Origin of the sequence: Chryseobacterium sp. AG363, from assembly GCF_003610675.1 — a bacterium.
Lineage (GTDB): Bacteria > Bacteroidota > Bacteroidia > Flavobacteriales > Weeksellaceae > Chryseobacterium > Chryseobacterium cucumeris.
In genome coordinates, this window is record NZ_RAQF01000005.1 from 206,194 (window position 1) to 226,637 (window position 20,444).

General features: G+C 36.0%; 14 protein-coding genes. 10 read left to right on the forward strand and 4 right to left on the reverse strand.

Going from position 1 to position 20,444, the window contains the following annotated elements; translation table 11 throughout:
- Nucleotides 1-6: 6 nt before the first annotated feature.
- Nucleotides 7-1,149, reverse strand: coding sequence for a DNA polymerase IV (gene dinB / locus DEU39_RS19370; RefSeq protein WP_120233044.1), 1,143 nt, complete (start codon nucleotides 1,147-1,149; stop codon nucleotides 7-9).
- Between the two features lie 61 nt (nucleotides 1,150-1,210).
- Between dinB and DEU39_RS19375 the strand changes: the two genes are divergently transcribed.
- Nucleotides 1,211-1,987 carry an XRE family transcriptional regulator gene (locus tag DEU39_RS19375; RefSeq protein ID WP_120233045.1) on the forward strand — a complete coding sequence of 259 codons (777 nt, stop codon included), beginning with the start codon at nucleotides 1,211-1,213 and terminating at the stop codon, nucleotides 1,985-1,987.
- Nucleotides 1,988-2,116: 129 nt separating this feature from the next.
- Nucleotides 2,117-2,731, forward strand: a complete 615-nt coding sequence (locus tag DEU39_RS19380; protein ID WP_120233046.1) for an alpha-ketoglutarate-dependent dioxygenase AlkB family protein — start codon at nucleotides 2,117-2,119, stop codon at nucleotides 2,729-2,731.
- Here DEU39_RS19380 and DEU39_RS19385 read toward each other — a convergent pair.
- Complete coding sequence (locus DEU39_RS19385; RefSeq protein WP_120233047.1) at nucleotides 2,717-3,559, reverse strand: hypothetical protein; 843 nt, start codon at nucleotides 3,557-3,559, stop codon at nucleotides 2,717-2,719. The genes DEU39_RS19380 and DEU39_RS19385 overlap by 15 nt on opposite strands.
- Nucleotides 3,560-3,575: 16 nt before the next feature.
- Complete coding sequence (locus DEU39_RS19390) at nucleotides 3,576-4,613, reverse strand: hypothetical protein (protein WP_120233048.1); 1,038 nt, start codon at nucleotides 4,611-4,613, stop codon at nucleotides 3,576-3,578.
- Between the two features lie 159 nt (nucleotides 4,614-4,772).
- Between DEU39_RS19390 and DEU39_RS19395 the strand changes: the two genes are divergently transcribed.
- From DEU39_RS19395 to DEU39_RS19425, 7 genes are all read left to right on the forward strand, one after another.
- Nucleotides 4,773-5,054, forward strand: coding sequence for a helix-turn-helix domain-containing protein (locus DEU39_RS19395; protein WP_120233049.1), 282 nt, complete (start codon nucleotides 4,773-4,775; stop codon nucleotides 5,052-5,054).
- 98 nt (nucleotides 5,055-5,152) lie between these two features.
- Entirely contained in the window at nucleotides 5,153-6,607 is a 1,455-nt protein-coding gene (locus tag DEU39_RS19400) for a DUF3945 domain-containing protein (protein ID WP_120233050.1), read from the forward strand.
- 20 nt (nucleotides 6,608-6,627) lie between these two features.
- Nucleotides 6,628-8,715, forward strand: coding sequence for a type IA DNA topoisomerase (locus tag DEU39_RS19405; RefSeq protein WP_120233051.1), 2,088 nt, complete (start codon nucleotides 6,628-6,630; stop codon nucleotides 8,713-8,715).
- A 645-nt stretch (nucleotides 8,716-9,360) separates the two neighbouring features.
- Nucleotides 9,361-12,363: a type I restriction endonuclease subunit R gene (locus DEU39_RS19410; protein ID WP_120233052.1), complete on the forward strand. Its 3,003-nt coding sequence runs from the start codon at nucleotides 9,361-9,363 to the stop codon at nucleotides 12,361-12,363.
- Nucleotides 12,356-13,627, forward strand: coding sequence for a restriction endonuclease subunit S (locus DEU39_RS19415; RefSeq protein ID WP_120233053.1), 1,272 nt, complete (start codon nucleotides 12,356-12,358; stop codon nucleotides 13,625-13,627). Before DEU39_RS19410 ends, DEU39_RS19415 begins: the two co-directional genes overlap by 8 nt.
- Nucleotides 13,628-14,782 (forward strand): AAA family ATPase, encoded by a 1,155-nt coding sequence (locus DEU39_RS19420; protein ID WP_120233054.1) that lies wholly within the window; start codon nucleotides 13,628-13,630, stop codon nucleotides 14,780-14,782.
- Nucleotides 14,783-14,787: 5 nt separating this feature from the next.
- Nucleotides 14,788-16,425 carry a type I restriction-modification system subunit M gene (locus tag DEU39_RS19425; protein WP_120233055.1) on the forward strand — a complete coding sequence of 546 codons (1,638 nt, stop codon included), beginning with the start codon at nucleotides 14,788-14,790 and terminating at the stop codon, nucleotides 16,423-16,425.
- Between the two features lie 115 nt (nucleotides 16,426-16,540).
- On the opposite strand, the gene DEU39_RS19430 is transcribed toward DEU39_RS19425, so the two are convergent.
- Complete coding sequence (locus DEU39_RS19430; protein WP_120233056.1) at nucleotides 16,541-16,786, reverse strand: helix-turn-helix domain-containing protein; 246 nt, start codon at nucleotides 16,784-16,786, stop codon at nucleotides 16,541-16,543.
- A 666-nt stretch (nucleotides 16,787-17,452) separates the two neighbouring features.
- Between DEU39_RS19430 and DEU39_RS19435 the strand changes: the two genes are divergently transcribed.
- Nucleotides 17,453-20,443: a SusC/RagA family TonB-linked outer membrane protein gene (locus DEU39_RS19435; RefSeq protein WP_120233057.1), complete on the forward strand. Its 2,991-nt coding sequence runs from the start codon at nucleotides 17,453-17,455 to the stop codon at nucleotides 20,441-20,443.
- The last annotated feature ends 1 nt before the right edge of the window (nucleotide 20,444 follow it).

The window sequence follows — 20,444 nt, forward strand, 5'->3', positions numbered from 1 at the left end:
TTGTACTTATTTTAATAAACCTGAGGCTCTTCCTACACTTGAAGTTCCAAACCTGTTCTTGATTTTATCCATTGTCTGATACAGTGATATCAACTCTTCCGTATCTTCAAAGAGATCCATTTGATGGCACCCGTGAACCAGTCCGGTAAACTTTACTCCCACTAACCTGATTCTAATACGTCTGGTATATACTTTTTTAAAGAGTTCTAAAACATACCTGAGCAGGGTATGGTCAGCTGAGGTGTAAGGAATCCTGCATTGCTTGGTTTCCGTATCAAAATTGGAATACCGGAGTTTTACCACCACTACCGATACCAGCCACTTCTCTGCCCGGAGCTGATAACAGAGTTTTTCAACCATTCCGGAAAGAATACTTTGGATACCCTGAATATCGATGCTGTCCTGAGCAAAGGTATCTTCTGTAGAAATGGATTTTCGTTCCGAATAAGGAACCACAGGATTTTCGTCAATTCCGTGTGCTTTTTTCCAAAGTTCATTTCCATTTTTACCAATCAGCTGCTGAAGCACATCAACAGGCATTTCTGAAAGCGTTTGTATGGTTCTGATCCCCAGTCTTGACAGCAGCTGAAAGGTTACATCGCCGACCATAGGAATCTTCTTTACCGAAAGTGGGTTTAAAAACGGCTGAATATCAGATTGTTTGACTTCTAATCTTCCGGTTGGCTTTGATTCTCCGGTTCCGATTTTGGATACGGTCTTATTGGTGGATAAGGCAAAACTTATCGGTAATCCTGTATTTTTCTGTACGCTTTCTGCTATTTCATGGGTCCATTTATAGCATCCAAAAAATTGATCCATCCCGGATAAATCCAGATAAAATTCATCAATGCTTGCTTTTTCGAGAACAGGTACTTTTTCCTGAATAATCTCCGTTACCATATGAGACATATTAGAATACATTTCCATATCTCCTTTAATGACTTTTGCTTCGGGACACAGCCGTAAAGCCATTTTAATCGGCATCGCGCTTCTGACTCCGAAAAAACGGGTCTCATAAGAGCAGGACGCTACTACACCACGGTCTCCACCTCCTATGATCACAGGCTTATTCTCCAGTTCAGAGTTTTTCAGCCTTTCACAGGAAACAAAGAACGTATCCAGATCCATATGTACAATTGCTCTTTCCATGTGACAAAATTAGTTACGTTTTGAAACAAATTTTGTATTTTTGTTGTCTAAAATTGTAACAATGTCAAAATTCTCTGATAACATCGTGTTTTTGAGAGGAAAGAAAAATATGACTCAGCAAGAACTGGCAGATCTATTAATTCTTACCCGATCCAGATATGTCGCCTATGAATATGGCAGAACAGAACCTCCTATTGAAATATTGCTTAGAATTTCAAAATTCTATAATATCAGCATCGATCTATTGTTGACTGTAGATGTCAGAAAATTTTCTATAGAGGAACTCATGGAGCTTCCTGAGAATAGGATTGTTCTGCCTATAAAGGTTGATCAGGATGGAAACAATCAGATTGAGATTATTCCCCAAAAAGCCTCTATGGGTTACCTGAATGGCTATGGAGATCCGGAATACATAGAAAGTTTGGAGACCATATCATTACCTTTTTTAAAAGGGGGTAAGTTCAGGGCATTTCCAGCTGACGGAGATTCAATGCCCCCCTATAAGAACGGAACCTATATCGTGGGAAAATATGTAGAAAATCTTTCGGACCTGAAAACGGACAGAACGTATGTTTTCATTACCACCAATGATGGTATCAGTTACAAAAGGTTTCAGTTTCATGAAGCAGATGGTATCTGGGTTAAGTCTGACAATCAATTTTATGAGCCTTATAAAATTCCATTACCTGAAATTAAAGAAATCTGGGAATTTGCCTGTAGTATTACTACCAAAGAATATGAGCCTGATGAATTTGCAGAGCACCATATTCAAAACTTTATCACAGAAATTAAAACCGATATCAAACAGATCAAAGAAAAAATGGGAGATAAGAATTGAATTTATTTTGAGTACATAGCATAATCAAAAAACTTCCCCGAAGGGAAGCCAAAAACACAATTGATGAAAAAAAATTATTCCTGTAGAAACGGAATAAGACAAAGTTAAATGATTTAAAGAAAAATTACAATGAGTCAGCTTAGTTTATTTGACGCAGAAGATTTGTATGAGTTTCCCAAAGATCTTTTGGAATACAGAGAGAAGTTCCTGAGTAGGGAAGAAGCTGATCTGCTTAAAAATAAATTGTTAGAAACGGCTCCCTGGGAACAGCGTACCCAGAAAATGTACGATAAGATGGTGCTTACTCCACGGTTGACTGCTTGGTATGGCGATGCAAAATCCTACGATTCTGCCGATAATAATACCACTAAAAGAAATGAATGGACTCCCGAACTGTATGCTTTAAAAGAAAGAATAGAAAAAGAATTTGGCTGCCAATTCAATGGCGTTCTGTTAAACCTATACCGTGATCATAATGACTCCGTTGCCTGGCATCGGGATAAGGACAGTCGATATGGAAAGCGACCTGTCATCGCATCCATAAGCCTTGGACAAACCAGAAACTTTGATTTCAGAAAAAAAGACCATCATCAAAGCAAATACAGTTTACCATTGCCTCATGGTTCCTTACTTATTATGAAAGGTGATCTTCAGGAAAGTTGGGAGCATCGGATCGCTAAGTCTACTGTTCCAATGAAAGAAAGAATTAATCTCACATTTCGTTTAATATTAACCAATCTTTAAGCTTTTGAAGACGGATTGATAATCGTTTTTAAGAGTTTCTTCATTTAAATGATATTTTCCAAAATTCAAATAAGAAAAGAAATCTTCATTTTGGAAATCTTTCAGGGCTTTGGGATAAAAATCATCAGTATTTAATATTTCAACATTATCAGCATATGTATTGAAATCGATAGTTTTATTAAAATGATTTTGATTACCATAAAACCATTCTATACGAAGGGAGCCATTTATAATACTTCCTGCAAAACCGGTATCATTGCCTTGTCCAACATAGATAGTTGATCCGAACGCAATATTGCTTCTATACTTATTCTTTTGATCAAGCTTAAGATAATCAGTATAATCTTTAGTGGTCTTATTAAAGTATATCTTAATATAAAAATTACTTATATGTTCCTGTCCTAAGATGAAAAGTCTCAGTGGAGTAATATCTACATAACCTAATAAATCACTTGTCATAATTTTGCATCCTGCATGCTTCGCAAAATATCGATAGAGGTTCATTTTAGATACTCTCCAATCATTGCTAAAGATTTCTTGATAGTTAATTTGGTTTGAGGTTTCTATCATATTATTGATAAGATCAATATTTTCAAAGAATTCGGTATAAGCAATATCTGCATTTCTTGTCTGGTTATTGTTACAGTCAATGCAAATTACTTTTGGGAATTTGATCAGTTTATCTTTTGGTGAATTGAATGGATGCGAATTTTCACCATCGTAATAGATGGCATCAAATGACTTACCGAATTGACGCCTGATATCTGAGGCCTTAAATTTATGTTCCTCGGAATTTGCTTCATTATTTTGACATATCCAACATTTCATAATTTTTCAAGGATTTTTAAGAGGTTTGATTCTTTCGTTTTAAGTCTAAAATTTCTTTTATATTAGGAGGATATTCTCCATTAAAATATTCATAGATCAAGGGATTTCTAGAAAAAAAATGACCTGTCAGATCTACCCAAGTTTCGACAGGTATTTTCCCATTTATTTTAAACAATTTTTTTGACTTTGACTTAATTTGGGAATCATCTTTTCTGTTATAGTTAAGGTCAGAATCCCGTCTTCGGAAATATTCTTCTTCAGTATAGAAATGAAAAGCTCCATCAAAATGTCTAAAATTAAGGGTGTTCATATCAAATTCTGCATGGACATATCTGACAGGAAAATAAATAATATCATCAATTTTTACTTTGATATGTTCACTTTTAAATTCTTCTGCCTGAAACGTTTTAATATTTTTTGATAAAGCCCATTTGATATCTAAGGAGTATGTATCTGCAAAGAAAAAGTTAATTTCAGAATCGTTAAAATCAGGAGAAGGCCTTAGTTTTACCAATTGATCAGAAATGTTCTCTACATTTTGATTAAAAACAGAACCATACCAGGTATCTAACTCTAAGATGGCAGCATTATTTACATCAATTTTTAAATTGTGTTGATCCAAGCTTATTTTTATTTCATCATAAGTAGTTGGCTCCATAGCCCAAAATTTATTAATGAATCTAGGCTGGAAGCCATTTAACGAGGAATAGCTTCGTCGGAATAATGGACTAGCCATTGTTATATAATTGTCTGCAAAAAAATAGCCGTCAGAGAATATTTGTTTTTTAAATTTAGAACTGAGCAATTTATAATCTAAAAGACCGTCTTTATCAGGAATTAAATCTTCATTTAACTTCAAAAGTATGTCAGGTGATTCAACAACAACACCCGATATTTGGGTATACTTGAAGTCCTGAGTAGTTAATTCTACATTTTTATTAGCAGCAAAGTGTATAAAGTCAAGAATTATTTTTTCATTGTCTTTTAATGCTTTTTCCGCTTCTTTTTCAAGTTGTTTAATATAATTTTCTTTAAAATCAGACATTTCACTCATAATCGGTAATCCTTGCTATCAAATGCTTTGTAAGTTACAATCCTTTTGTCAAAGATTCCATCATTCTATATTCTTTTTTCGTTACTACGAAAAACTAGTGATTTTATATGATTTCTCTTGTTCAATTTTACATCACCAACAATCATAAAAATCATCATTATGAATATTGAAAAAACAGAATTTATAGCTTGGATGGAACGAATCATGGAAAGGTTTGATATTTTAAAAGAACAGATGCTTAAGAACCAATCCAGATTTATAGAAGTAGACGGAGAGCAGCTTCTGGATAACCAGGATGTTTTACAGCTTTTAAAAATAAGTTCCCGATCATTACAGCGATACCGGACTGATAAAAAGCTGCCTTACTATACCATTAGCGGAAAGCTGTACTATAAGCTTTCTGATGTCCATCAATTAATTAGAGAGTGTTTAAACTCTTGATAGTAACAAGACATCTACAGCCAAATCATTCATCACTATTCCAATCTTCATAATTTTCTTAATTGAGCCAATATCTTGGTTCCATTAAATGAAATACAATGGAAAATGAATTGATAACCCCTCAGGAACCCAAAGAACTAAAACCAGCAACAGACATACTCCTTGTCCTGAACATTCATACCAACCAGGTTGAAATGGTCAAAGGAATTGATCAAGATGGGAATCTTCAAAAAGTTTCTCCACAAGAAAAAAAAGATAATGAGCAGCTGATCAGAGTTGATAAGCACGGCGATCTATTCTCCAACTTCTTTTCCAATTTTTACCGGCAGCTTAAAAATCCCACGCATTTCAACTTTTTCAAAGTATCAGAATACGATGCTGTCAATACCGCTAAGGATCTTCAAAAATATGTAGATCAGGCATCCCCCGAAGAAAAAGAAAAGCTGAAAAACTATGAAGTTTTACCTCAACACAACAATAATCCAAAAAATCAAAATACAATGGACAACAACACAGACAATCAGGAATATCGTTTTCAGCCAGAACAGATCGACTGGAAAACGATGGAGAAGTTCGGACTTAATCAGGAGAAGCTTGAAAAAATGAATGCAATGGATTCATTACTCCGAGGTTTTAAAACCAACACACTAATTCCTATCACCATTAATCTGGGAACGGCAGTGAGCAAAATGGATGTTCGATTATCTCTTCAAACAGGAGATACAGGACAGGTCGCCGTTCACCTGCATGGAATCCGAAAGGAACCCAATCTCAATAATAAATTCCTCGGACATGAGTTCACTGATGAAGATAAAAAGAACCTTAGAGAAACCGGGAATATGGGCAGGGTAGTAGATCTTGTCAATCCTAAAACAGATGAAATCATTCCATCAGTGATCAGCCGTGACCGTTTAACCAATGAATTGGTTGCCTATAGAGCGGAGTACATGAAGATCCCTGATGAAATCAAAGGAATAAAGCTCGATGAACATCAGAAACAAACCCTACTGGAAGGAGGACCATTGTATCTTGAAGGCATGACCTCTAAAAAAGGTGAACTTTTCGATGCCACCGTACAGTTCAATGCGGATAAGCGGTATGTGGAATTTTTATTCAACAATAATCAGGCACCGAAGCAAAGTCAACAACAGCATCATAACCAACAACAAACTCAACCTACGGATAAAGAAGCATCCAAAATATTCAGAGGAAAAGAACTGGACGATTCACAATATGAAAAGTTCAAAGCCGGGCAAACCGTGTATGTTGATGGCCTTACCGATGCTAAAGGTAAAGCCTATCAAGGTTATATTACCTTCAACAAAGAAACCTCCAAAACCGACTTTTCATTCACCAATCCTAATAAGCTCAAAGAGGAGACAAAACCTACGGAAGATCATAAAACCCAAACTGCGGTTAACACCCAGGGTAAAACCAACGAAGCTACTAAAAATGTGAAGGAGCCTTTAGAATCAAAACAGCAGCAACCTGCCAATAAACAGCAGGAAGACCAGCAAAAAAAGATTAGAAAACCAAGAGGACAAAAACTATAATAATCATCTAAATCCATCATATGAAAGCAATCATCGCAGAAAAACCGAGTGTCGCAAGAGAAATCGCACAATTATTAGGAGCGCATGAAAAGAAAGATGGGTATTTATCCGGGAACGGCTATTGTGTCACCTGGGCATTAGGGCATCTGATCGCATTAGGAATGCCGGAGGATTATGGTATAAGAGGCTTTAATAAAGCCTCTTTGCCTATCTTTCCGAATCCTTTTATTCTAACTCCTAAAAAACTAAAGAAAGCAAAAGGCGATGAGCCTGATCCTTCGGCTTTAAAACAACTCAACACCATAAAGCAAGTCATTAGTCAATGCAGCAGTATTATTGTCGCCACAGATGCTGGAAGGGAAGGAGAGCTGATCTTCCGCTATATCTATCACTACATACAATGCAATAAACCTTTTGAAAGATTATGGATCAGTTCCCTTACCGAGAAGGCAATACAGGACGGTTTTAAAAACCTTCAGCCAGGCTATACCTTTGACGGTTTGTATGAAGCTGCTAAAGCCAGAAGCGAAGCGGACTGGTTGGTGGGAATCAATGCCACCCAGGCATTAACCATCGCAAGAAACCAAGATGTTTATTCATTAGGCAGAGTACAAACACCAACTCTTGCTTTAATCTGTCAAAGATTCCTACAAAATCAAAACTTCACTAAGCAAAAATACTTTCAGATTCAGCTGAGCCATAGAAAAGAATATACAGACTTTACCAGCCTCTCATTATTACAATGGGAAGAAAAAAAGCAGGCAGAACAAATCCAAAAATCCATAGAGCGGGAGGGAAGAGCCGTTGTAGAAGATGTATCCATTACAACAGTACAGGAGCAATCTCCGTTACTTTTCGATCTCACAGAATTACAGAAAGAAGCCAACAGAAAGTTGGGGCTTTCTGCTGATGAGGTTTTACAGATTACCCAAAGCTTATATGAAAAGAAATTCATTACCTATCCCAGAACCGGCAGCAAGTATATTCCTGAAGATGTATGGTCTGAAATTCCTGAACTGGTCAGAATCCTCAATGCAACCGATCATTTCAAGCCACCCATATCTACTTTAAAGTTCGGAAATTTCAACAAGCGGATTGTGAATGATCTAAAAGTGACAGATCATCACGGTTTACTCATCACTACGAAAGTTCCATCCGCACTTAGTGCTACGGAAAAAGCCATTTACGAGATGATTGCTTACCGTTTATTAGAATCCCTATCCCATACCTGTATAAAACAAGTCACCCAAATCCAGATAAAAGTACATCATTATGAATTCCAGATCAAAGGCTCTACAATCCTAGAGAAAGGCTGGAGAGCCATCAAAGGAATTCTATCTGACAATGAAAATTCCGATAATAAAAATGAAGTCCTTACTGAACTTCCGGAATTCAAAATCGGAGATGAATTGAAGATCTCAAAAACCGACTTACTTGAAAAAACAACCCAACCTCCCAAACTTTATACAGAAGCCGACCTTTTATCAGCGATGGAAAATGCAGGTCGATCTATTGAAAACAAAGAAGAACAAAAAGCACTCTCCAATATCGGCATCGGAACTCCAGCCACCAGAGCTTCCATTATTGAAACCCTGCTCAGCAGAAACTATATCATCAGGAAAAGCAAAACGCTGCATCCTACAGATAAAGGCTTGCAGGTTTACAACCTTGTCAAAGACAAAAAAATAGCCAATGTCCAAATGACCGCAGAGTGGGAAATAGCACTGGATAGAATTGAAAAAGGTGAACTCAATAAACCCCAATTCATAAGCGACATTCAACACTATACAACTGAAATCACCAACGAACTCTTATCACTTCATATTCCCCAAGAAAATGTTCCCCAACTAAAATGTCCCAAATGCCAACAAAATCATCTTATCATCAAAGACAAAATTGTAAAATGTCCAGATGAACAATGCGGTTGGATTCTCTTTAGAACCATATGCGGAATACAGCTCAGTAGTAAAGATCTTACTTTACTATTAACTCAAAACAAAACATCATTAATCAAAAACATGAAAAGCAAGAACGGTAAAAAGTTTGATGCTTTCATCATTCTTAAAAATGATTTCAGTACATCATTTGAATTTGGAAACAAGAATTAATTTCAAAAAAATAATACTGTAAAGAAGCAGCCGATGAGCTGCTTCTACATTTTACATTTTATCCAAGTCTAATCCCCCTTTTTCGTGCTCTTGAGGTTTTAGTTTTGGTCGCTTTGGTTGATTGGGTTACCCTTCTTCTTCTTCTGTCAGGTTCTCCATCTGGTTTTTTAGGCTTTGGCCCTGGTGTGATTGCTTCGATTGTATTCATAGTACAAATAAAGATTAATTAATAATTATTTTGATATCAAAACAGATTAAAACCAGATCAAAAGTAAATTTTTTTGGTCATTATTTTCATTACGGAAAGCCGTAACCGTTGGTTTCTGAAAGGGTCAACAGGTAGACAGCTTTAATTCAGTATAAAACTAACAAAAGAACGGAGGGATTGGTTTTTTGCTACACCCTAATCAGGAAGCTTTTAAAAATTTCATTTTATCAATTTTTCCATTAAATATTTCTTATATTAATTTTGCTAATCAATTTACCTATTTATTTATATAGAAATGATTCAAAATTGTAAGTCAATTATAGCTACGACAGAGAATAAATGTTTAAAGTTTTATTTATTATAAGGCATTGACGTTTCCTATTTCGGCTGCTAGTTGTATATTTGAAAGTTAAAACGTTTACTCAGATTAAATAAACATGACCAAAGAACAACATATTGAAGATGATTTAATTAAACAATTAATTGAGCAGAAATATAGCTATCGTCTAGATATTAGAAACCGCGAAAGTCTAGAAAAAAACTTCAAAGAAAAATTTGAAACACTTAATCGTGTCAAATTAAGCGAAAGTGAATTCAGTCGTCTAAAAGAAGAAATTATACAGCCTGATGAATTTAAGGCTGCTAAATTGTTACGTAATCGTAATACCTTTTATAGAGAAGATGGTACACCATTACAATATACTTTAGTTAATATCAAGGATTGGTGTAAAAATGATTTTGAAGTGATTAATCAATTACGGATCAATACGGAAGATAGTAGCCATCGTTATGATGTTATTCTGCTGTTGAACGGTTTGCCTTTGGTACAAATTGAATTAAAGACTTTTGAGATTAGTCCGCGAAGAGCTATGCAACAAATCGTGGATTATAAAAATGATGTTGGTAACGGATATAAAAACTCGTTGCTGTGTTTTATGCAATTATTTATCGTAAGTAATCGCAGTAATACGTATTACTTTGCTAATAATCGCAACCAGCATTTTATCTTTAATGCTGACGAGCAATTCTTACCTATTTATCAATATGCTGATGATAAGAATAAAAAAATAACGGCTTTAGATAAATTCACATCTAAGTTCTTAGCGAAGTGTACACTTGGTGAAATGATTAGTCGCTATATGGTATTGGTTGAAACGGAGCAAAAGATATTGGTGATGCGCCCTTATCAGATTTATGCTGTTGAAGCCATTGTAAATTGTATTGATGAAAACCGTGGTAATGGATACATCTGGCATACGACTGGATCGGGTAAAACATTAACATCGTTCAAAACATCTACTTTATTAAAGAGTAATCCAAACATAGAAAAATGTTTATTTGTGGTAGATCGTAAAGATTTAGACAGACAAACAAGATTGGAGTTTAACAAATTCCAAGAAGGAAGTGTTGAGGAGAATACCAATACAGAAAGTTTAGTCCGTCGTTTATTATCTACCGATTATGCCGATAAAGTTATTGTAACTACTATCCAAAAATTAGGTATTGCACTCGATCCTAAAAATAAAAATAATTATGCTGAACGTTTAGCTCCGCTTAAAGATAAACGTGTCGTATTTATTTTTGATGAATGTCATCGTTCACAGTTCGGAGATAACCATAAAGCTATAAAAGAATTTTTCCCAAATGCTCAATTATTTGGGTTTACCGGTACACCAATTTTTGAAGAAAATGCAAGTTATAAAAAGATTGATGGTGGGGAAGGTCGTTATCAAATTACCGAAGATATTTTTGAGAAGCAATTACACGCATATACCATTACCCATGCTATTGATGATAAAAATGTTTTACGTTTTCATATTGATTATTTTAAAGCAGATGGTGTGCCAAAAGAATTGATTACCGAAGCGGGGGCTCGTAAAGCAGTTGTGGAAGCTATTCTTGAAAAACATGATGGGGCGACCAATCAACGTAAATTTAATGCAGTATTGGCAACGGCTTCTATTAATATTGCTATTGCTTACTATCAGTTGTTTAAAGAACTACAAGCAGAACGTAAAGCATTAGACGAAGATTACCGTCTTTTAAATATTACTTGTGTTTTTTCGCCTCCTGCACAGGCGATTGCTCAGAGTGGTGAAGCTAATTCACAGAAAAATGCAGCCGATATTAAACAGTTGCAAGAAGACTTAATACAAGAAGCAGCAGACAACAAAGTCAATCCTGATGAAAAAAAAGAGGCTTTAAAATCGATTATAGCAGATTACAATCATCAATACGGAACTAATCATACTATTAACGAGTTCGATTTGTATTACCAAGATGTACAAGCACGAATTAAAAACCAAAAATACAGTAACCAAGATGTACCACATAAAGATAAGATTGATATTGTTATCGTGGTAGATATGTTATTGACAGGCTTTGACTCACAGTATTTAAATACATTATATGTAGATAAAAATTTAAAATACCATGGCTTAATACAAGCATTTTCTAGAACCAATCGCGTACTAAATGATACCAAGCCATATGGTAATATCATGGATTTTCGAAATCAAAAGGATTCGGTTGATACCGCAATTGTAAGGTTCTCAGACGGTGATTTAAAACAAGCACGTGAAATATGGTTGGTGGATGAAGCTCCTGTAGTAATTGAAAAATATCAAAGTGCAGTAACTAAACTAAGCAATTTTATGGCTGTGCATGGATTAGATTTTATGCCAGATGAAGTGAGTAATTTACGAGGTGAAGCCGCACGTGTGGAATTCTTGCAGAAGTTTAAGGAAGTACAGCGATTAAAGACACAGTTGGAACAGTACACGGACTTGGACCAAGTACAAACACAACAAATAGAAACGGTATTGCCCGAAGATACTTTGCGTGGTTTTAGAGGAATGTACTTGGAAACTGCGCAGCAATTACGTCAAGGCGAAAAAGGTAAAGACAAGCCAGCAGATTCTCCAGCAGAGCAATTGGATTTTGAATTGGTATTATTTTCCTCTTCTTTGATTGATTATGATTATATCATGGGATTGATTGCCGAATACACGCAACGCGATCCTAAGAAGCAAAAAATGTCTAAAGACAAGCTAATAAGTTTATTGAGTTCTAGTGCAAATTTATTAGAAGAGCGTGATTTGATGATTGCTTATATTAATCAATTGCCATTGGATGAAGCCCTCGATGAGAAAGAGATTCGAGAAGGGTACCAAGCGTTTAAGCAACAACAGCAAGATGCTCAATTAATTGCTGTGGCAAAAAAACACGAAATTCCTTTAGACCTTTTAAAACCTTTTGTAGAATTAATTATGCTAAGAAAGGTATTTGATGGTGAAAAATTAAACGGCCTTACCGAACACTTGGATTTAGGATGGAAAGCCCGTGCACAAAAAGAATTAGCATTAATGGAAGATTTAGTGCCTTATTTAAAACAACTAGCCGAAGGGCAAGAAATAGCTGGATTAAAAGCATATGAATAACGATACAATAAATATAAAATATAGATTTCCAATTTTTAAACAAGAAAAATGGAAGTTACATAAATTGTCTGAGATTGCTAAGTATACAAACGGAAGAGCTCACGAACAAGATATTGATGCTAATGGAAAATATGTAGTTATTAATTCTAAATATATTTCTACTGATGGAGCTGTCGTAAAGTATAGTAATACTGCACATTGTTTAGCTGAGAAGAACGATATATTAATGGTTCTTAGTGACGTTCCAAATGGAAGAGCAATTGCTAAATGTTATTTAGTAAAGGAGAATAGTAAATATACTGTTAACCAGCGTATTTGCAGAATAACACCAAACCAAGGAATTGAAAGTAGTTTGTTATATTATTTAATGAATAGAAATCCCTATTTCTTATCATTTGATGATGGTGTGAAACAAACAAATCTTAAAAATGATGATGTTCTAAATTTTGAAATTTTACTACCATCAAACCAAGCTGAACAACAAAAAATAGCGGCTTGTTTAAGTAGTTCAGATGATGTTATTGCTGGTCATGAAGAAAAGGTAACTGCTTTAGAGGAACATAAAAAAGGCTTAATGCAAAACCTTTTCCCACAAGAAGGTGAAACCCAACCGAAATACCGCTTCCCTGAATTTGAAAATGATGGGGATTGGGTGGAGAAATCAATTATAGATACGGCAGATAAAAATATTAAGTGGAGTTTTACAGGTGGTCCATTTGGTTCTAATCTGAAATCTAGTGATTATACTTCTAACGGCATAAGAATTATTCAACTACAAAATATTGGTGATGGAATTTTTAATGATGATTATAAGATTTATACATCATTAAAAAAGACTAATGAACTTTTAAGTTGTAATATTTATTCAGGAGATATCATTTTATCTAAAATGGGGGATCCAGTTGGAAGAGCATGTATAATGCCAGGAGAAAATCAAAGATTTCTAATGGCTTCGGATGGTATACGTTTGGTCGTTAATGAAAAGGAATTTTCAAAATATTTTATATACTCACATTTAAATTCGGTTCTTACTAGAAGTAAAATTGAAGCTAAATCTACAGGTTCAACAAGAAAAAGAATTGGTTTAGATGCTCTAAAACAAATACCAATATTAGTTCCAAAATCCATTCAAGAACAAAAAAAAATAGCCGAAGTTTTATCATTAGTTGATGAGTTGATTATAGCACAACGCGAAAAGATAGAAATTTTAAAAGAACATAAAAAAGGCTTAATGCAAGGCTTGTTTCCTAAAATAGAGATTTAAATGAGTGCAACGAAATATTACCATTATAAAACCTTTAGAGAAATGGTTGTCCGTCTGAGAGATGACTTAAACAATCATGATTTTGTTTTGTTGTACGCTTACAATGGTACAGGAAAAACACGTCTTTCTATGGAATTTAAAGATTACGCAAAAACAAGGAAGAAAAACCCCGGTGCAGATACGCTATATTTCAATGCCTACACTGAAGATTTATTTTCATGGGACAATGATTTAGATAATGACACAGAGCGAGTACTTAAAATAAATGCTGAATCTAAATTTTTCTCTGGATTAAAAGATTTAGCCTTAGAGGAAAGAATTTTCGCTTATTTAGAACGTTATGCAAGTTTTGACTTCAAAATAGATTATGACAAATGGAATGTTATTTTTAGCAAAGAAGTTAAAAATCCTAATTACAAAAATCCTGATTCTGGCGAACCTGAATTAATAAAAATAGATCACATCAAAGTTTCTCGTGGAGAGGAAAATATTTTTATTTGGTGTCTTTTTTTGGCAATTTGTGAATTGGTAATTGAAGGGCATGAATCTTATAATTGGGTGAAAAATATTTATATAGATGATCCTATTTCTTCATTAGACGACAACAATGCTATTGCTGTTGCTAGTGACTTGGCTCATTTAATAAAAAAAGCAAAAGATAAGGTAAATGTTGTTATTTCATCGCATCACGCATTGTTTTTTAATGTGATGAGCAATGAATTAAGACAACATAAAACAGCTAAACATTTTTTACATAAAAATGGTGAAGAAGGTCATACTATTAGAGCTACAGATGATACACCTTTCTTTCATCATGTTGCCATATTATCAGAATTAAAGCAAGTGGTCGATTCAGGCAAAATTAATACCTATCATTTCAATATGCTAAGAAGTGTTTTAGAGAAAACAGCTACATTTTTTGGATATGATGACTTTTCAAAATGTATCTATGGTGTTGATGATGACGTTTTGTTTGCTCGTGCTTTAAATTTATTGAGCCATGGTAAATATTCAATTTATGAACCCAAGGAAATGGGGGATGATAATAAGGATTTATTTAGAAGAATATTTAACGCGTTTTACGACAAATATCAATTTGAACTTCCAGAATTATTAATTGAGCAGTCTGTTGCAGAAGTAGCAACTGAAAAATAAAAGAGATGACACAAAAAGAACAACAAGAACTAGGTAAAACCCTTTGGAATATAGCAGACGATTTACGCGGTGCGATGAATGCAGATGACTTTAGAGATTACATGCTTTCGTTTTTATTTTTACGCTATTTATCGGCTAATTACGAGCAAGCTGCTGCTAAAGAATTACGTGGAGATTATCCACAATTAGCAAAAGGAGATAATCGTACCCCTTTAGCCGTGTGGTACGAAGAAAATGCAGAAGATATAGCTTTCTTTGAGAAAACAATGCGTAAAAAAATGCATTATGTGATTCAGCCTAATTATTTATGGAATAGTGTTTATGAGTTGGCACGTACACAAAGTAATGATTTACTAAATGAACTTGAAGACGGTTTTAAACATATCGAGAACGAAAGTTTTAGTGGTGAATTTCAAGGTTTATTCTCAGAAATTAATCTTAATTCAGATAAATTAGGAAAAACTTACGAAGCTCGTAACGAACAACTATGTAAAATCATTACTAAAATTGCTGAAGGAATTGCCGGCTTTAGCACTGATAGCGACGCCTTAGGTGATGCCTATGAGTATTTGATTGGGCAGTTTGCCGCAGGCTCTGGTAAAAAAGCGGGAGAATTCTATACGCCACAACGTTTGTCAGATATCTTATCAGAGATTGTTACTTTAGATAGTCAAGAGCCAAGGCTCGGGCGTAAAAAGAATTTGGATAGAGTGATTGATTTTGCATGTGGCTCTGGTTCTTTGTTGTTGAACGTGCGTAAAAACATTGTAAATGAAGGCGGTACGATTGGACAAATTTACGGACAAGAGAAAAATATCACTACCTATAACTTAGCTCGAATGAATATGCTTCTGCATGGTGTTAAGACAAATGAGTTTGAGATTTTTCACGGTGATACGTTAAAGAATGATTGGAATATTTTAAGTGAACCCAATCCAGCAAAAAAAATAGAGTTTGATGCCGTTGTGGCTAACCCTCCTTTTAGTTTAAAATGGGATGCTTCAGAAGCTATGGCTGAAGATTTTCGTTTTAGGGGTTATGGTTTAGCTCCAAAATCAGCCGCAGATTTTGCTTTCTTGTTACATGGTTTTCATTATTTAAGCAGACAAGGCACAATGGCTATCATCTTGCCTCATGGTGTTTTATTCCGTGGTGGTGCTGAGGAACGCATTCGTAAAAAGCTTGTGAAAGATAATAACATTGATGCGATTATTGGTTTGCCAAGTAATTTGTTTTATTCTACAGGAATACCAGTTTGTATTATTGTGTTGAAGAAATGTAAAAAGCAAGATGATATCTTAATAATAAATGCTAGTGAACATTATGGAAAAGGTAAACGTCAAAATTTCTTAAGAGATATAAAGAATCATGGAGTTGATGATGTTCAAAAGATTATTGACACTTTTAGAGATCGATTGGAAGAAGACCGCTATTCAAAACGAGTATCTTTAGAAGAAATCGCTAAAAATGATTACAATCTAAATATTACGCGATATGTGAGTACATCGGAAGCTGAAAAGCAAATTGATTTGAAAGAGGTTAATAAAAAGCTAAACGGACCAAATGGAATCAATTCAAGAATAAAAGCAGCAACTAATTTGCATAATTCTTTTCTCAGAGAACTGGGTCTAGATGAAATATGATGAAATAGTTCCAACCATGTCTTTCTTTTGTAAACAATAAATCTTTATTTCGATTGTTTTGAATGTAATACAAAACTATATAGTTAAAGATAAATAAAAAATCCTAACCTTTGAGTTAGGATTTTTCGATTATTTTAAAATTAAATAATTCTTGTGGTATTACGTCTAATCCTTTAGATAGCTCTAAAATTGTAGACATTTGAATATTTCTTAAACCTTTTTCAATTTTACCAATATCGCTATAGTCAATTTCACAATTTTGAGCCAATTGTCTAAGACTAAGTTGTTTTTCTTCTCGTAATTCCTGAACCCTTTTTCCAAAACCTTTTAGAAATGCAATTTTTTCAGTGTTTGTTGCCATATCAATATCAAATTGACAGCAATTTCCATAGAAAGATAAAATAATTTGTGGGTACAATTTCCCACAATATATTTTTTTTATTATATTTGGAGTAAATTACTTAATAAAGTAATTTTGCGATACTTCAATTTAATGATAGAAGCTATTGCTTAGAATCTCGTACTAGAAAATCGCCAATTTTCAAACAAACGCAACGAGACCATAAGTAAAGTAGCTCACGACCTAGGCGTGGGCTTACTTACGGAGTTTGTTGCAAGGTGTTTGGCGATGCCTCTAGTACAAGCGATGATGTAGTAAGTTCCACGCTTTATTTTTCCTATGTTGCCTATATTCGCTAAAATCTAAGCCCGCTTTCAAAATAGTATCAGACTACACGATACAATAGGAGGGTACAACCTATTGCGGCTTTAAAAAGCTTACACGGGAACACAGATTTCATTCATTAAATTCTTTCCGGTGCCTTGCGGTCACTGCTTTTAGAACCTCACCAGTCCTTTTTCATACTGAAGGGCATCAGGAAAGTCTTTATCTAAAAAATGAATCAAAAAACTACTCAACTTAAAATCAGAAGAAAGAAAAAAGCCCCTTCCCATGCAGTTTGGACACTTACGGGAAAGAGCGCAGTTCAGTAATTAATCTTTAGAAATTAAAAACCTTTACAAATCTATGAAAAATTCCTATTACCATATAGGAGGCATTTTCTTTGGGCTCATGTTTACCGCTGTAAGCATTACTGTAAAAGCCCAGACACGCACCATTTCCGGTACCGTAACCTCATCCGGCAAACCTTTACAGGGAGTTATAATCTCCCAAGAGGGTAGTGATCAGGTAACGATGACCGGCAACAACGGAACCTATACTTTACAGGTTTCAGCAGAAAATACCATCCTATTGTTCAGACACCCTGATTATTCAGAGGAAAAATTCACACTCACTAATCAGAAAGTCGTTAATATCAGCTTAGAACAAAAAGTAAAGGGAATCGAAGAAGTTATTCTCAACGCAGGCTACTACAAGGTTAAAGACAAAGAAAGAACCGGCAGTATCGCCAAAGTTTCAGCAAAAGATATCGAAAATCAACCTGTCACGAATTTTTTATCAACTATACAGGGAAGAATGGCAGGAGTTAATATCACCCAGAATTCAGGAGTTCCGGGAGGTGGCTACAGTATCCAGATCCGGGGGCGTAATAGCCTGAGAACCTATGCCAACAGTGAAATTGATGGCAGCCAGCCCTTATATATAGTAGATGGTGTCCCCGTGGGAAGCGGAATGACTGCTGTTTACGGTGCCAATATTTTGTCAGATGCCAACCTGAATCCTCTAAGTAATATCAGCCCCAATGATATTGAAAGCATTGAAGTTTTAAAAGATGCAGATGCTACTGCGATCTACGGTTCAAGAGGGGCCAACGGAGTGGTACTCGTGACCACTAAACGGGCAAAGAAAGGTTCTTTAGAACTTTCCGTTAATACTTCGTATGCACTAAGCAACAGCCTTTCCAATCTTACCATGATGAACACGGAGCAATATCTGGGAATGCGCAGGCAGGCATATGCGAATGATGGAATTTCAGTATATCCGGCCACTGCGTATGATATTAATGGTACATGGGATCAGAACCGTTATACCGATTGGTTCAGGACACTTCTCGGCAATACCTCGGTAACTTCCAATGTCCAGCTGTCTTTATCGGGAGGCGGGGAGAGGACCTCTTTTCTGGTAAGTTACGGACACAATGAGCAGACTACGGTCTTTGCCAAAGATTTCCGGTATAAAACCAATACCTTACTAGGCAACCTGTCACACCGCTCCGCAGACAACCGTCTAAACTTTACCATGTCAACCCTCTTTTCAAAGCTGGAACATAATGTAATCAGTCTGGACAATACCGGCAGTGCTTTGTTTCTGGCTCCTAATGCTCCGGCTCTGTACGATTCACAAGGGAATATCAACTGGCAGAACAATACTTTTGATAATCCTTTGGCTGCTTATAACAGTACCTATTCCAACAACAATGTACAGTTCATGAATAATTTCACGGCGGGTTACGAATTTTTGAAAAATGTACAGATCAGACTCAATGGAGGGATCAGTTATCAGACCTTTGATGAACTTTCCTTACAGCCCAGTACGATCTATAATCCGTCATTGGGTATAGGTCCTGCCAATTCCAGAGCACTCCAGAGTAATAAAAGCAGGCTATCCTACACGTTAGAACCGCAATTGAACTGGACCTTCAAAAAAGGACGCCATCAGGTAGATGTCCTGGCAGGGGGCACCTATCAGGCTGATCTGAATACTCAGGGTGCAATACAGGGGTATGGTTTTACAAGCAATGCGTTTATTGAAAATATTGCGGCGGCTACTACCAAACTGATCTCGGACCAGGTCAAAACGGAATATAAATATACAGCCGTCTTCGGAAGACTTAATTATCAGTTTGACCGCCGGTATATCATTAATATTACAGGGAGAAGAGACGGAAGCAGCCGTTTTGGAATCAACCGTAAGTTTGCGAATTTCGGTGCGGTGGGAGCGGCCTGGCTGTTTTCCAATGAAAGCTTTATGAAAGAACTATCCTGGCTTTCCTTTGGAAAGCTGCGGGGAAGCTATGGTTCTTCGGGAACTGATAATATAGGGAACTATCAGTATAACGATACGTTTATCACTTCTACTTTAGGGTATAATAATGTAACGGGACTGGTCCCTTCCAAACTGTTCAACCCAAATTTCAGCTGGGAAAAAACCGTCAAATTAGAAGCTGCACTGGAAATAGGACTCTTCAAAGACAGATTAAATGTCACGGCATCCCATTACCGCAACCGCTCCTCGAACCAGCTGGTAGGATATCAGCTTCCTTCAGTAACCGGATTTACCTCGGTGTTGGCCAACCTGGATGCTACCATCCGAAACACGGGCTGGGAGTTTGAGATCACGGGACGTCCGTTGACGGGAACTTTTAAATGGGAAGCATCAGCCAATCTCAGTATCCCAAGGAATAAACTTCTGTCGTTCCCGGGGCTGGAAGGATCTACCTATTCCAACTCTTATGCTATTGGGCAGCCGGTTAATATTTTAAAACTGTACCATCTTGAAGGCATCAACCCTCAGAACGGTCAGTATATATTTACGGATTACAATGGTGATGGTAAGATCAGTTCCCCTGATGACAGGCAGGTGATTAAAAATATAGGCGTAGAGTTTTTCGGTGGCTGGAGCAATAATTTCAGCTATAAAAACTGGTCGCTGTCACTGCTTGTCCAGTTTGTCAAACAGCAGAGCCGCAATTTTAATTATCAAATGTCTTCCCCCGGACTGATGCGGAATCTTCCGGTAGAAGTCCTGAATGTATGGTCACCCAACAATCCGAATGGATTGTATATGCCGTATCACGCTACAGCATCACCCCAGCACAGTTTATTTCAGATGAGTGATGCAACGGTGTCCGATGGGTCGTTTATCCGCTTGAAAAATATTCAGCTCAGCTACCGGATTCCTTTGCAGGGCAAACTCATCAAAGAAGCCAAGATTTATTTTCAAGGGCAGAACCTCTATACCTGGACCCGCTATTTCGGGCTGGACCCCGAGTTTTCATCTTTAGGATTTCTGCCGCCTCTTAAAACCTATTCCTTTGGCATGCAGATTAACTTTTAAA

What these genes read in the sequence shown, in the direction of transcription:
- DEU39_RS19420 (WP_120233054.1), top strand. Translation starts at nt 13,628, where the DNA reads ATGAGTGCAACGAAATATTACCATTATAAAACCTTTAGAGAAATGGTT.
- DEU39_RS19430 (WP_120233056.1), bottom strand. Translation starts at nt 16,786, where the DNA reads ATGGCAACAAACACTGAAAAAATTGCATTTCTAAAAGGTTTTGGAAAA.
- DEU39_RS19390 (WP_120233048.1), bottom strand. Translation starts at nt 4,613, where the DNA reads ATGAGTGAAATGTCTGATTTTAAAGAAAATTATATTAAACAACTTGAA.
- DEU39_RS19435 (WP_120233057.1), top strand. Translation starts at nt 17,453, where the DNA reads ATGAAAAATTCCTATTACCATATAGGAGGCATTTTCTTTGGGCTCATG.
- DEU39_RS19400 (WP_120233050.1), top strand. Translation starts at nt 5,153, where the DNA reads ATGGAAAATGAATTGATAACCCCTCAGGAACCCAAAGAACTAAAACCA.
- dinB (WP_120233044.1), bottom strand. Translation starts at nt 1,149, where the DNA reads ATGGAAAGAGCAATTGTACATATGGATCTGGATACGTTCTTTGTTTCC.
- DEU39_RS19425 (WP_120233055.1), top strand. Translation starts at nt 14,788, where the DNA reads ATGACACAAAAAGAACAACAAGAACTAGGTAAAACCCTTTGGAATATA.
- DEU39_RS19395 (WP_120233049.1), top strand. Translation starts at nt 4,773, where the DNA reads ATGAATATTGAAAAAACAGAATTTATAGCTTGGATGGAACGAATCATG.
- DEU39_RS19415 (WP_120233053.1), top strand. Translation starts at nt 12,356, where the DNA reads ATGAATAACGATACAATAAATATAAAATATAGATTTCCAATTTTTAAA.
- DEU39_RS19410 (WP_120233052.1), top strand. Translation starts at nt 9,361, where the DNA reads ATGACCAAAGAACAACATATTGAAGATGATTTAATTAAACAATTAATT.
- DEU39_RS19375 (WP_120233045.1), top strand. Translation starts at nt 1,211, where the DNA reads ATGTCAAAATTCTCTGATAACATCGTGTTTTTGAGAGGAAAGAAAAAT.
- DEU39_RS19405 (WP_120233051.1), top strand. Translation starts at nt 6,628, where the DNA reads ATGAAAGCAATCATCGCAGAAAAACCGAGTGTCGCAAGAGAAATCGCA.
- DEU39_RS19380 (WP_120233046.1), top strand. Translation starts at nt 2,117, where the DNA reads ATGAGTCAGCTTAGTTTATTTGACGCAGAAGATTTGTATGAGTTTCCC.
- DEU39_RS19385 (WP_120233047.1), bottom strand. Translation starts at nt 3,559, where the DNA reads ATGAAATGTTGGATATGTCAAAATAATGAAGCAAATTCCGAGGAACAT.